The 11,846-nt window shown below is 65.3% G+C and carries 11 protein-coding genes; 5 read left to right on the forward strand and 6 right to left on the reverse strand.

Annotation, left to right across the window (positions count from 1 at the left end; genetic code table 11):
- The first annotated feature begins 215 nt into the window (after positions 1-215).
- Entirely contained in the window at positions 216-1,262 is a 1,047-nt protein-coding gene (locus tag DCG74_RS28670; RefSeq protein ID WP_172783099.1) for a patatin-like phospholipase family protein, read from the forward strand.
- Here DCG74_RS28670 and DCG74_RS28675 read toward each other — a convergent pair whose 3' ends face one another.
- Positions 1,263-1,691, reverse strand: a complete 429-nt coding sequence (locus DCG74_RS28675) for a CBS domain-containing protein (RefSeq protein WP_172783098.1) — start codon at positions 1,689-1,691, stop codon at positions 1,263-1,265.
- 189 nt (positions 1,692-1,880) lie between these two features.
- Positions 1,881-2,687 carry a rhomboid family intramembrane serine protease gene (locus tag DCG74_RS28680; protein ID WP_373569498.1) on the reverse strand — a complete coding sequence of 269 codons (807 nt, stop codon included), beginning with the start codon at positions 2,685-2,687 and terminating at the stop codon, positions 1,881-1,883.
- Positions 2,688-3,143: 456 nt separating this feature from the next.
- Here DCG74_RS28680 and DCG74_RS28685 point away from each other — a divergent pair, with 456 nt between their 5' ends.
- Together DCG74_RS28685 and DCG74_RS28690 are read left to right on the forward strand one after the other, a co-directional pair.
- Positions 3,144-3,698, forward strand: a complete 555-nt coding sequence (locus tag DCG74_RS28685) for a PAS domain-containing protein (RefSeq protein WP_172783096.1) — start codon at positions 3,144-3,146, stop codon at positions 3,696-3,698.
- Positions 3,699-3,741: 43 nt separating this feature from the next.
- A complete protein-coding gene (locus tag DCG74_RS28690; RefSeq protein ID WP_172783095.1) occupies positions 3,742-4,248 on the forward strand; it encodes a GNAT family N-acetyltransferase in 507 nt (168 codons plus the stop codon).
- Positions 4,249-4,682: 434 nt separating this feature from the next.
- Here the strand turns inward: DCG74_RS28690 and DCG74_RS28700 are convergent, their stop codons facing one another.
- The 4 genes from DCG74_RS28700 to DCG74_RS28715 all read right to left on the reverse strand — a co-directional run bounded on the left by DCG74_RS28700 (position 4,683) and on the right by DCG74_RS28715 (position 9,445).
- On the reverse strand, positions 4,683-5,168 hold the full coding sequence (locus DCG74_RS28700; protein WP_246708693.1) for a phasin: 486 nt from the start codon (positions 5,166-5,168) through the stop codon (positions 4,683-4,685).
- Positions 5,169-5,574: 406 nt separating this feature from the next.
- Positions 5,575-7,509 carry a DEAD/DEAH box helicase gene (locus DCG74_RS28705; protein WP_172783094.1) on the reverse strand — a complete coding sequence of 645 codons (1,935 nt, stop codon included), beginning with the start codon at positions 7,507-7,509 and terminating at the stop codon, positions 5,575-5,577.
- 222 nt (positions 7,510-7,731) lie between these two features.
- Positions 7,732-8,154: a VOC family protein gene (locus DCG74_RS28710; RefSeq protein WP_172783093.1), complete on the reverse strand. Its 423-nt coding sequence runs from the start codon at positions 8,152-8,154 to the stop codon at positions 7,732-7,734.
- A gap of 139 nt (positions 8,155-8,293) precedes the next feature.
- Positions 8,294-9,445, reverse strand: a complete 1,152-nt coding sequence (locus DCG74_RS28715; RefSeq protein WP_172783092.1) for a zinc-binding dehydrogenase — start codon at positions 9,443-9,445, stop codon at positions 8,294-8,296.
- A 379-nt stretch (positions 9,446-9,824) separates the two neighbouring features.
- Between DCG74_RS28715 and DCG74_RS28720 the strand changes: the two genes are divergently transcribed.
- A complete protein-coding gene (locus DCG74_RS28720; protein WP_172783799.1) occupies positions 9,825-11,042 on the forward strand; it encodes an MFS transporter in 1,218 nt (405 codons plus the stop codon).
- Between the two features lie 140 nt (positions 11,043-11,182).
- On the forward strand, positions 11,183-11,794 hold the full coding sequence (locus DCG74_RS28725; protein ID WP_025037137.1) for a PilZ domain-containing protein: 612 nt from the start codon (positions 11,183-11,185) through the stop codon (positions 11,792-11,794).
- Positions 11,795-11,846: the final 52 nt, after the last annotated feature.

Raw genomic sequence — 11,846 nt, forward strand, 5'->3', positions numbered from 1 at the left:
CAAGCCTCTGAAACCCCAGGAAATACGGCCCCGGAGGGTTCTGTGGAACCGGGTTGACGGCTGCGTGATTAGTTCGCAAGCAACCGCCCCTCGCCATACTCCTGCCCCGTGCCCTTTCCAAAGCGGCATAAACCATGCCTCGCGCCTGATATGGCGGAGGGCACGTGCGATGCCTAGTCTGACGATGCGGGCTGGCCCGGCGTAGGAGAGTTGCGGTGCTGGACAGATTGAAAGGCCGGGGCGCGAACGGCTCGAACGGCGAGAAGGTGGGCGAAAAAGTCGGCTTGGGCAGCATCCGCCGGCCGGTCATCGGCCTTGCCCTCGGCGGCGGCGCGGCGCGCGGCTTTGCCCATATCGGAATCCTGAGGACACTGATTGCCAATGGGATCGTGCCCGATGTCGTGGTCGGCACGTCCATCGGCGCCGTGGTCGGCGGCCTCCATGCGGCCGGCCGGCTCGATACGTTCGAAGACTGGGGACGCAGCCTGCAAGGGATGCGCAACATCCTCGGCTATCTCGATATCCGTCTCAACGGCTCCGGCCTGCTTGGCGGCGAGAAGCTCGCGACCCGGCTCGAGGAGGCGATCGGGCACGTGCTGATCGAGGACCTGCCCATCAAATTCGCGAGCGTCGCGACCGAGGTTCGCACCGGCCACGAGATTTGGCTGACGCGCGGCCGCGTCGTCGACGCCATGCGCGCGTCCTACGCCCTGCCCGGCATCTTCGCGCCGGTGCTGATCGGCGACCGCTGGCTGGTCGACGGCGCGCTGGTGAACCCGGTGCCGGTCTCGGCCGCCCGCGCGCTCGGCGCCGAAATCGTCATCGCCGCAAATCTTTCCAGCGACATCTTCACCCATTCCACCACGATCTATTCACACGGCGCAGCGCCCGCCCCGGTCGTGCCGGCGGCAGAGGAGCCGGCGACCAAGCGGCGCTTCCCGCGCCTGTTCTCGCCCGAGAAGACGATGAAGCGCGAGTTCTTCGGCGGCAACGGCCGGCCCGGCATCTCGTCGGTGATGGTGGACGCCTTCAACATCATGCAGGACCGCATCACCCGCGCCCGTCTGGCCGGCGATCCGCCCGACATGCTGATCACGCCGCGGGTCGGCCAGTTCGGCTGGTTCGACTTCCACCGCTCCGAAGACCTGATCGCACATGGCACGCGCGCCGCCGAGCGCGCATTGGAGTCCATCCAGGAGGCGATCCACGTGCTGGCGCCGGCGCCCGCGGGCACCGCGCCGAAAGTCGACGACCAGGCCTGATCAGGCCGTCTTGATGTAGTCGCGCAGGGCTTCCTGCTCGGTCTCGTATTCGCGGACACGCCATTTGACGATGTCGCCGATCGAGATCAGGCCGACCACCTTGCCGTTGTCGATCACGGGCAGATGGCGGAACTTGCCCGTCGTCATCGTCTCCATGAGCTCGGCGACGGTGTCGGTCTCCTTGCAGGTCACGACCTTGCGGGTCATCACCTCCGAGACCGGCGCCTCCAGCACGCCGGCGCCGCGATCGCCGAGCACGCGCACAATGTCGCGCTCGGACAGGATGCCCTCGAGCCGGCTCTGGTTCATCACCAGCACCGCGCCGATCTTCTTCTCGCCGAGCAGCTTGATCGCGTCCGCCAGCTTGGCGTCGGGCTCGACGCTCATGATCTGGTGGCCCTTGGTGTTCAGAATGGAACGTACCGTCATTGCCGCCTCCCTGAATCCGAGCCCGTCCGCCTTCGGCGGTCCGGACTTGTTCGCGAGTCTTCAACTAACAGTTTCAGCGCCGGTTTCACGCTCGTGCGCTTTGCGAAGCATCGTCGCTAAAGACGTGTCGCTTCGGAACATTCTCGCCCGGAATGATGGATGAATTCGGGCTGCGTCGCAAGCGCCGCATCAGATACGGTCTGAAACGTCTCGTGATGACGCATCCGCAGCATCGCTTCGCACGCGCGGCACGGGATCGAACAGCGCGAACAACAGCAGGCCGGCGAAGAAGCCGCCGATATGCGCCTGCCAGGCCACGCTCGTGGTTTCGGCATCGATGCCGATCGCGCCCACGCCGAAGATGATGTTGACGCCGAACCAGACGGCGAGGAAGCCGACCACCCGCCCGTCGCGGAGCGCGCGCGACAGCGGCAGCGCCGGAACTTTCGCGGCGGTATCGGCATCCGATCGGCTGAACGACAGGAAGCTGCCGCGCACGAAGGCGAAGCGGATTGCGGCGGCCATCGCGCCCGATACCGAGGCCGAGGCGCCGATCATCGGCGCCACCGCATGCTCGTGGGTGACGAGATGGGCGAGCGCGCCGGCCGCCGCCGTCACTGCCAGGAAGACGAAGAACCTGACCGTGCCGAAGCGCCGCGCCAGCGCGCTGCCGAACGGCAGCAGCCACAGCACGTTGAAGCCGAGATGGGTGAGATTGGCGTGCAGCAGCGAATAGGTGACGAAAGTCCAGACCTTCGCCCCCGCCCCGCCCGGGATCTGCAGATTGAGCAGCGAGGAATCGTAGCGCTTCGGGATGAAGCCGAAGACGTCGATGGTCCAGTTCTCGAGTTCCGGCGGCAACAGCACCCGCAGATGGATCGCCGCCAAGAGCAGGACATAGGCGGTCAGCGCCGGAGGCAGCGTCAGGATCGGCTCGCGCGGAGCCTCCTCGTTGACGGCCGGCGCATCCGGCGACGAATCTTGCGGGGAATCCAAGGCAGCTTCGCTTTCAGGCGACATCGGAGCGACAGGCTTGGAGATAGTCGCCTTTGCCGTCCCTGCGCAAGTGCACAAAAGGAAAAGGCAGGGCCCTGGGAAAGCCCTGCCTGTCCGTGTCGGTCTTCCGATGGCCGGAGAGATAAGGCGTATCCCCACCCCTCCCCGCGGCCCGTGACCAAACTGTTTGACGCCCTCAAGTACAGGCCCCGCCGAGAACCTGGAGAAAAGCGGCGAGGCTTGCGACCGCGATCACCATAGCAGGCGCGCGGCCGACACGAAGCGCATAGTTAATTTAACGTTAACGACGCAAAGACCACCTCAACGGGCGCGAAAACGCGCCCGCGGCATGGACGCTGCAAATCCCCTCCTGCACAACAACAGAAGGGATCGCGGGTGCACTGAAGCGGGACAGGTCTGTCTCTTCGAGGTCGCACCCCGGGCGAGCGTTCAGTCATGAAACATCCGTCGAGCCGCGCGTTCTTCGCGTATTGGGACAAGAAGCGCGGCACTGCACGGGCCCCTGACCGGGCCGACATCGATCCGGCCGCGGTCCGCGGCCTGCTCGGTGACATCTTCGTGCTGTCCTGCGAGCCAAAACTCGGCTTCCCGTTCCGCGTCGCCGGCACGCGCGTCTGCGCGCTGGCCGGAACAGACCTCAAGGACCAGAGCTTTGCGGCGCTGTTCACGCCGGCCAGCCGCAGCGAGATCGAGGAGATCACCACGATCGTCGCCGACGAGACGCTGGGCGCGATCGCCGGCGTCACCGCTGCGCGCGAGGACGGCAGCAAGGCGCATCTCGAGCTCCTGCTGCTGCCCTTCAACGCCCGCCCACATACGCCGGTGAGCGTCACCGGCGTGCTCGCGCCGTTCGACGACGAATGCGGCACGCTTTCCGCCTTCAGCCTCACCTCCTGGCGCTACCTGCATCAGCCGGAGAAACTGCTGCCGCGCGCCATCCGGAAATTGCAGATCGCACGTGGGCTGATGGTGTATGAGGGGCTGCGATAGAAGTCGCGCGTCCCGGCTCGGCTGCGCAAGGATACGCACCGACATGAGCAAGCCGCATTGGCGTCCCGCGCGCGCCTCGGACCTCGCTGCAATCGGCGCGATTGCAGCACGCATCCATCCGGCGTTGCCCGAACGCGCCGAGGTGCTGGCGGAGAAGATGCGGCTATGTCCGGACGGCTGCGGCGTGCTCGATACGGACCAAGGCATCGTCGGCTACGGACTGGCGCATCCCTGGATGCAGTACCGGATTCCGCCGCTCGACGGCTTTCTGCAGGAATTGCCTGACGGCGCGGACTGTCTCTACGTCCACGACATCGCCGTATTGGCCGAGTTCCGCGGCGGCGTTGTGCGCGCTTATGTTGCCGATATCGAGAAGCTGGCGCGTACGTCGGGCATCGCAACACTCGCGCTGGTCTCGGTCTACGGCACGCGGCCGCTATGGGAGCGCATGGGCTTTCTGGCCGTGACTGCGGATGCTGAGTTGCGCGCAAAGCTCGCATCCTATGGCGACGGCGCGACCTATATGCTGCGCGACCTCGCCGCGACGTAAGCCAACCCCCAGGGGGCGGCTCACGCCAGCAGAAGCTCAACCGCTGCAAGGTGATGAGGCCGAGGATCGATCGGAATGTTTCGCAGGACGCCGTCAGGCCGCTTCACGCCGCCCCCGCGTCGAACGACTGCCCGCCCCCGGACTTGCCGTTTCGTAGACCCAGGCCTCCTTGGCAAACCACTCGTGCGTTGCCGCACACATCCCGCAATAGGTGCGAGAAAAGAATACTGCACTGCACCGAAATCTTTCGCGGTCCATCTCGATGCCGGTCGAAATGGCCCGGCCCGTTTCCGGGCACTTGATCATCACCATACCCATCTGATTTCCTCCAGCTCGGCATCCCTTCACGAAAAGGCGTCGCCGCCATCGGCCGGACGGCGTCTCTTCTGGCGAAGACGCTCGTCCAGCCGATTCACGCGGCCGATAGCCTCGATTCAGGCAGCCCTATGCAGAACCCGGTTGAAGCTCTTCTTGATCGGCTCGGCCGTCTCGGTTGCAACCTTCTGGGCAAGATCCCAAAGCTCCCGGTTTTGGCCTGACGCCATTTCAAAGGTCCTGCGGCTGTGGGCGGTGGAAAGGTTCACGACATCCGCAAACGACCTTGCATCCGCGAGCTGGGACAGGAATTCCAGCGTGGAGCTGGTATTGATTTTCGATATTTCGATGACCTTGGTGCCGTAGTGGGCGGCATGCGTGGCATTGGTCGCACAGGCTTCGCGGAGAGCGTCGGTGATCTCCTCGGAAGCCGCCTTCATCTGCTCGAGATTTGCCTTGGCCCGCGCGGCGCCCTGCTCGGCAAGATCGCCGAAGATCCCCTGGATATTGAAAAACGGCACGTCGAACTTGAGCCTTGCGTCACCATTCCCACCCGCGGGAGTGGCATTCGTTTCGGCTTTCACATTGGCATCATTCATCGTCATTCCATCCTTTCACGCGAAACCAGATTGTTGGATTGAAGACTTTCAGAAGCTCCCGGGTGCGGGCCGCACCGGGAAACCAGTGCCCCTACTCTCAAAATGGAGGGATGCTGCTGATGAGCTGCTCTCGCCCCCTGCCGCCGACTATGACCAACCAGGATCGGACCTTCAGTTCGCTTTCAGACTCTCGACTTGATTAAATTCGATTCAAGCGACGACTCGCCGCAGGCGCTGCTATTGTTTCTTTGAAGTTGCCGAAAAGGCTTTCTGCCAACTCGAGAAGGCGCGGGCTCGCAACGCGTCCGGATGGCGCCATGTTACCGATTGATTGCGAGTGGATGCAGCGCTCCATAGCGCAACGCGCGAGCCTTCGGCGGCACTAGTCAAGCCGGGGACGGAAAGCGGCAGATCAGCCCCGACGCTTCTTCTTCGCATTCTTTCCGGGCGCGCCCTTCACAGGCCATGGCGTAACCGACGGCTCTGCGTGGCCCGGCTTGTTCTTGTGCTTCTTTTTCTTTGCAAAAGAACGCGCATCGTCGAATTTCGGCGCGCGCTCGGCGTGAGGCCTGATGCGTGGCTTGAATCCACTTGCCTCGCGCGGGCGATCCTCGCGCCGTTCATGATGCGCGCCGGCCTCGCGCTGCGGCGCGCGAGAGCGCTCCCGGGGAGCTTCTTGGCGCTGCGGTGCATCCGCCATCGGCTCGATCCGGATGCTGTCTTCCTTATCCGGACGCTTGATCTTCGCCGCAAAGGATTCGGCGACCCGCTCGGAGATCTCGAACTCGGTGGTGGTGTCCATGATCTTGATGGCGCCGATGTCGCGCTTGTCGATGCCGCCGCGGCGGCAGATCATCGGCAGCAGCCAGCGTGCCTCCGCGTTCTTGCGGCGCCCGATGGCGGCGCGAAACCAGACGCTGCCCTCAGCCATGCCGTGCTTCGACGCCTTCCCGGCCTTCGATCGCGGCTTGCCGCGGTCGTCGCCCTCTTCCGATCTATCCGATCCATGACGTCCGCGTTCCGGCTTGCCGCTTCGCTCGCCGGGATCGATGATGTCCTCGGGCGACGGCAGCCGCGCGCGATAAAGCCGCGCGAGCGCGGCGGCGATATCCTCGGGCGAGCGCTCGGCCAAGAGCGCCTGCGCCAGGGCCAGATCGTCGGGCGTCGTCTCCTCCGTGAACAGCACGTCCTTCATGCGGGCGTGATCGAGCTTGCGGATGTCATCCGCCTGCGGTGCCGTGCCCCAGGTCGCGTCGATCCCGGAGAGGTTGAGCAACAGCTCGGCCCGCCGCCGCCGCGCCGGCGGCACCAGGAGAACGCTCGTCCCCTTCCGGCCCGCGCGCCCGGTGCGGCCCGAGCGATGCTGCATGACTTCGGCGTCGTTGGGCAAATCGGCATGAATGACGAGGTCGAGGCTCGGCAGGTCGATGCCGCGGGCGGCAACGTCGGTCGCAACGCAGACGCGGGCGCGGCCGTCGCGCAGCGACTGCAGCGCCAGGGTGCGTTCGTTCTGCGTCAACTCGCCCGACAGCGCGACCACCGAAAAGCCGCGCTCCAGGAGCGCTGCCTGCAAATGCCTGACGGCATCGCGCGTGCTGCAAAACACCAGCGCGCTCGGCGCCTCGTAGAAGCGCAGCACGTTGACGACGGCATGCTCGACGTCGGCGGGCGCGATGCGGATCGCGCGGTATTCGATGTCGGCGTGGCCGCCCTCGTCACCGGCGACCTCGATCCGGAATGCGTCGCGCTGATATTGCCGCGCCAGCGCGACGATGCCGCGCGGAAACGTCGCCGAGAACAAGAGGGTGCGACGCGCCTGTGGCGTGGTCTCGAGGATGAATTCCATGTCCTCGCGAAAGCCGAGATTGAGCATCTCGTCGGCTTCGTCGAGCACGACCGCGGCGAGCTCGGAGATATCGAGGCGGCCGCGCCGCAGATGATCGCAGAGACGCCCGGGCGTGCCGACGACGATGTGCGCGCCGGCGGCGAGCTCCCGCTGCTCGCGCCGCGGATCCATGCCGCCGACACAGGACACGACGCGCCCGCCGGCATGCCCATATAGCCAGGCCAGCTCGCGCTGAACCTGGAGCGCGAGCTCGCGGGTCGGCGCCACGATCAAGGCGAGCGGCGCGGCCGCTCGTGCGAACTGCTCGGCGTCATCGAGGATGTTCTTCGCGATGGCCAGACCGTAAGCGACGGTCTTGCCGGAACCGGTCTGGGCCGAGACCAAGAGGTCGCGGCTGGTGGCTTCATGAGCGAGCACCGCGAGCTGGACGGGCGTCAGTGAATCATAGTTCCGCTCGGCCAAAGCGCGGGCGAGCGGCGGGGTCAGGGCCGGAAGAGACACGAGATGGAGACCTTGGTTGAATTCAGGCGCGCAAACGGTGAACCGGCGCCTAAAGCTGCGTGCGCGGCAAACGGCCCGGCCGCACGCTGGATTTGATCTGGCGCTCTTTACGCCATGCGCCGGGAAATCACCATGGCTTTGATGCATGGCTTGACGGGGAGCCGCGCCTGAAGGTGGACAGGCGATTTCTGACGGCCTCCTGGATATCGATCCGGAGCCTCCTCAGATCTCCCCGTACACCTCCAGCAAATTCCCGTCGGGATCGCGGAAGAACAGCGTGCGATGACCGAAGGACTGGTCCGTCGGCGGCGACACCAGCGCCACGCCCCGGCGCACGAGTTCATCGGCGCACGCGTCGACCTCGGCGGCCGAGACCTTGAACGCCAGCTGCAGCGAGGCGCTGCCCGGCGGCACTGGTGCATCACCTGAGGTGCGGCTCGGCCGTGCCAGCGCCAGCGTGTTGCTGCCGATGCCATACTCGATCCAGTTCGGCGACAGTTCGCGCGAGAGTGGAAAGGCGAGGACGTCCTCGTAGAAGCGGCGCATCGCCGCCACGTCGCGCACGAAGATGACGGTGTAGTCGATCGCGCGGATGGCGTTGAAGGGGGAGCGAGCGTGCTGGCCAGGTGTCTGCCGGTCCGTCATTTCGTCATTGATCCAAACTCCGACTCGTAGCCCGTATGGAGCGCAGCGGAATACGGGGAGTCGCGGGCGAGAATCCCGGATTGCGCTTCGCCCCATCCGGGAAGACTCGCGAAATACCTTGAGGCGCGGACGGCACTGTCTACTCCACCAGCTCCGGCCACGGCACGATGGTCGACTTCACCGTCTTCATCGCCATCGCGTCCTTCACCGCCTGCGCAACGCCGGCTTCCGTGAACGGGTAGATCGTCTGCATCTTCAGCCACGGATATTTGTCACGCGTGCGGTAGAGCATGTCGACGCCGAGCGGGAGATCATTGCCGGTGAAGCCCCAGGACCCCAGCACGTTGAGGTCCTTGGTGCAGATGCGGTGCCAGGAGGTGTCGATCGAGCCGGCATCGGTGAACTGGCCCATCTCGACATAGGTGCCGCCATCGCGCAGCATCTCGATGCCTTCGGGGCCGGCGGTGGGATGTCCCGAGCAATCCATCACGAGATCGGCGCCGAAGCCGCCGACGATCTTCCGCACGCGATCGATGCGTTCCTGCGGTGACTTCAGCTCCTCGATGTTCACGGTCGCCTCCGCGCCGAACTCGCGCGCCAGCTTGAGCCGCGGCTCCTCCGGCGCGCCGACGCAGATGACGCGCCCTGCCCCCATCTCCCTGGCGGCCGCGACCGCCAAAATGCCGATCGGGCCGGAGCCCTGGATCACGACGGTGTCGCCCCAGCTGAATCCGCCGGCGCGCGTGGCGCGATTGAAGGCGCGGATGCAGGATGTCAACGGCTCCGATAGCGCACCCAGGCGCAACGACATGTCGTCCGGCAGCTTGTAGATCTTGGTGCCCGGCAGCATCTCGAGATCGACATAGACATATTCGGCCCAGCCGCCCCACAAATGCGGCGGCTTGTCGAAGCCGAGATAGCGGCCGTAATAGACCGGCGTCAGGCACTTGTTCGCGGTTTGCGGATAATGGATGCAGTAATAGCAGCGGCCGCACGGCATCAAGGGCGGGATCATCACCTTGGAGCCGACTTGAAGCGGCTTGCTCATAAAATCCTCGGAAAATTCATCGCCGCATTCGACGATGATTCCGCCGAGCTCGTGTCCCAGCGTGAACGGCCAAGGCAGCGGCTTCGGCCAGTGTCCTTTGAGGATGTGCAGGTCGGTGCCGCAGACCCCGCAGGCGCCGACCTTGATCAGTGCGGCCTTGCGGCCGACCTTCGGCCACGGCACGGTGCGGATGACGGGCTCCGAGCCGGGACCAGCGTGGGTGCAGACGCGGATTTGCTGCATGGCTGTTTCCTCGCTGCCCGCTTTGTTATGGTTGGTGATGCGGGCCGATGCAAAGCGTATGTGAGATGCGCGCTCGTGCCAAGCGGGCAGACTCGTAGCGCGCAGGAAGCGACGTGCGCGAATAGCGACCCGGGATCTCGCTCCGCTCATCCGCTAAACGCGCCACAAGCTCGACCGTCATCCTGAGGCGCGAGTGGCGCGATGCGAAACATCGCGCCGGGAGCTTCGCTCGCACCTCAGGATGACGGTCGAGTGTGTGGCTGCAGTGCATGGCTGCTGTTCAAGCACGTCCAATTGTCTTGAGCGCCGTCCGGCGAACGTGTAAGGCGCCAAAAGTCTCACCTCAGGTCATCCCGTGAACCCCCTTCCCCAAAATCCCATGGCCGCGTCCGGCTCGTTCGCGGCGATGAGGTCCGTGCCCTACCGTCTGCAATTCGCCTCTTACGTGCTGGCGATGATGGCGGACAATATCGAGCATGTGATCAGCTATTGGGTGGTGTTTCAGAAATTCCATTCGCCGACGCTGGGCGGGTTTGCCGTGCTGTCGCACTGGCTGCCGTTCCTGCTGTTCTCCGTCGCGGTCGGTGGCCTCGCCGACCGGTTCGATCCGCGCCGCATCATCCAGTGCGGCATGCTGCTGTTCATCGCCGCCTCCGCCGGTTGGGGCTACTTCTTCCTGACCGATACGATCCAGATGTGGCACGCGATGCTGCTCCTGGTGATCCATGGCTGCGCCGGCGTGCTCTGGCAGACCCCGAACCAGCTGTTGCTCTACGACCTCGTCGGCCCGGCCGATCTGCCGAGCGCGGTGCGGCTGAACGCGATGGCGCGCTATCTCGGCATCCTGGTCGGGCCTGCGGTCGGCGGGATCATCATGCTGACGCTCGGTCCCTCGCACGGCATCATCTTCAACACGCTGTTCTATCTGCCGATGCTGCTGTGGCTGTTCTGGGCCCCGGTGCGTGACAAGAGTATCGCTGCAAGGCGTTTTGCCGTGCGCGGCCTTGCCGACATCGTGCTGACCATCCGCGCCATCGGCACCCAACCGGTGCTGTCGGCGATGACATGGCTTGCCGGCCTCACCTCCTTCATGATCGGCAACGCCTATCACGCCCAGATGCCGGGCTATGCCGGCGATCTCGGCCATGGCGATCCCGGCGTCTCCTACAGCGTGCTGCTCGCCGCGGACGCGGCCGGGGCACTGCTGGCCGGCATCGCGCTGGAATCGTGGGGACGGCTGAAGGGCACCCCGCGCACCGCGATCACGCTGGCGATGCTGTGGAGCGTGGCGCTGCTCGGCTTCGCACTGGTGCCGGTCTATCCGGTCGCGATCGCGCTATTGTTCTTCGCAGGCTTCTTCGAGCTCTCGTTCAACACCATGGCGCAGGCGCTGGTGCAGCTGAACGCGCCGCACGACATCCGCGGCCGCGTCGTCGGCCTCTACAACATGGCCGGGCTCGGCATGCGGGCCTTCAGCGGCATCACGGTCGGAGTAGCAGGCGCGGCGATCGGCATCCACTGGTCGCTCGGCCTGTCGGCCGCCGTGCTGCTGGCGCTGCTGTGCCTGCTGTATGGGCACAGGGCACGGACGGCGTGACGATCACTCCCTTCGGGATGTGGCTTTTCGAGCGCATCGTGTCTGTCCGCAACCGGCGCGCCCGATCATAACGCGGCATTAACCCTATGCACCTTAGGGTCGTCCCGGACTCCGCCCGGGCGGGGGGTCGGGTGTTGGAAATGGCGTTAGCGAACAAAAAATTTCTTCCGGCCGCCGAGGAGCGCAGGCGCTTCCAGCGGGTGAAGGTGCACCTGCTCGGCCGCTACATGCTGCCGGACCGCCGGGAATTCCCCTGCCAGGTGATCAACATGTCGCCGGGCGGCCTCGCCTTGCTCGCCCCCGGCATCGGCAATGTCGGCGACCGCGTGGTGGCTTATCTCGACCATATCGGCCGCGTCGAGGGCAAAATCACCCGGATCATCGACAACGGCTTCGCCATGACGATCGGGGCGACGCCCAGAAAGCGGGACAAGCTCGCCGCCCAGCTCACCTGGCTCGCCAACCGCGACATCCTCAATCTGCCGGAGGACCGCCGCCACGACCGTATCGTGCCGCGCAACCCGATCGCGGTGCTGACACTCGAGGACGGCACCAAGATGACCTGCCGCATCATCGACCTCTCGCTGTCGGGCGCGGCCATCGCCGCGGAGAACCGGCCGCCGCTGAAGTCGACCGTTCTGCTCGGCCGGGTCCAGGGCCGCGTGGTCCGAAACCTCGAAGACGGCTTCGCGCTCGAGTTCATGCACGAGCAGCCGGTGGAGACACTCGAAGAGAGCGTTACCGCGCGGTAAAGCCCCGGGACGCGAAAACCCTGATATTTCCAGGCTCGAAGGCGGCTTCCGC

Source organism: Bradyrhizobium sp. WBAH42 (assembly GCF_024585265.1).
GTDB lineage: Bacteria > Pseudomonadota > Alphaproteobacteria > Rhizobiales > Xanthobacteraceae > Bradyrhizobium.

Bases quoted from the DNA above. Each gene is read 5' to 3' on its own strand.
- DCG74_RS28675 (WP_172783098.1), bottom strand. From the start codon at position 1,691: ATGACGGTACGTTCCATTCTGAACACCAAGGGCCACCAGATCATGAGC.
- DCG74_RS28685 (WP_172783096.1), top strand. From the start codon at position 3,144: ATGAAACATCCGTCGAGCCGCGCGTTCTTCGCGTATTGGGACAAGAAG.
- DCG74_RS28690 (WP_172783095.1), top strand. From the start codon at position 3,742: ATGAGCAAGCCGCATTGGCGTCCCGCGCGCGCCTCGGACCTCGCTGCA.
- DCG74_RS28700 (WP_246708693.1), bottom strand. From the start codon at position 5,168: ATGACGATGAATGATGCCAATGTGAAAGCCGAAACGAATGCCACTCCC.
- DCG74_RS28710 (WP_172783093.1), bottom strand. From the start codon at position 8,154: ATGACGGACCGGCAGACACCTGGCCAGCACGCTCGCTCCCCCTTCAAC.
- DCG74_RS28715 (WP_172783092.1), bottom strand. From the start codon at position 9,445: ATGCAGCAAATCCGCGTCTGCACCCACGCTGGTCCCGGCTCGGAGCCC.
- DCG74_RS28720 (WP_172783799.1), top strand. From the start codon at position 9,825: ATGGCCGCGTCCGGCTCGTTCGCGGCGATGAGGTCCGTGCCCTACCGT.
- DCG74_RS28725 (WP_025037137.1), top strand. From the start codon at position 11,183: ATGGCGTTAGCGAACAAAAAATTTCTTCCGGCCGCCGAGGAGCGCAGG.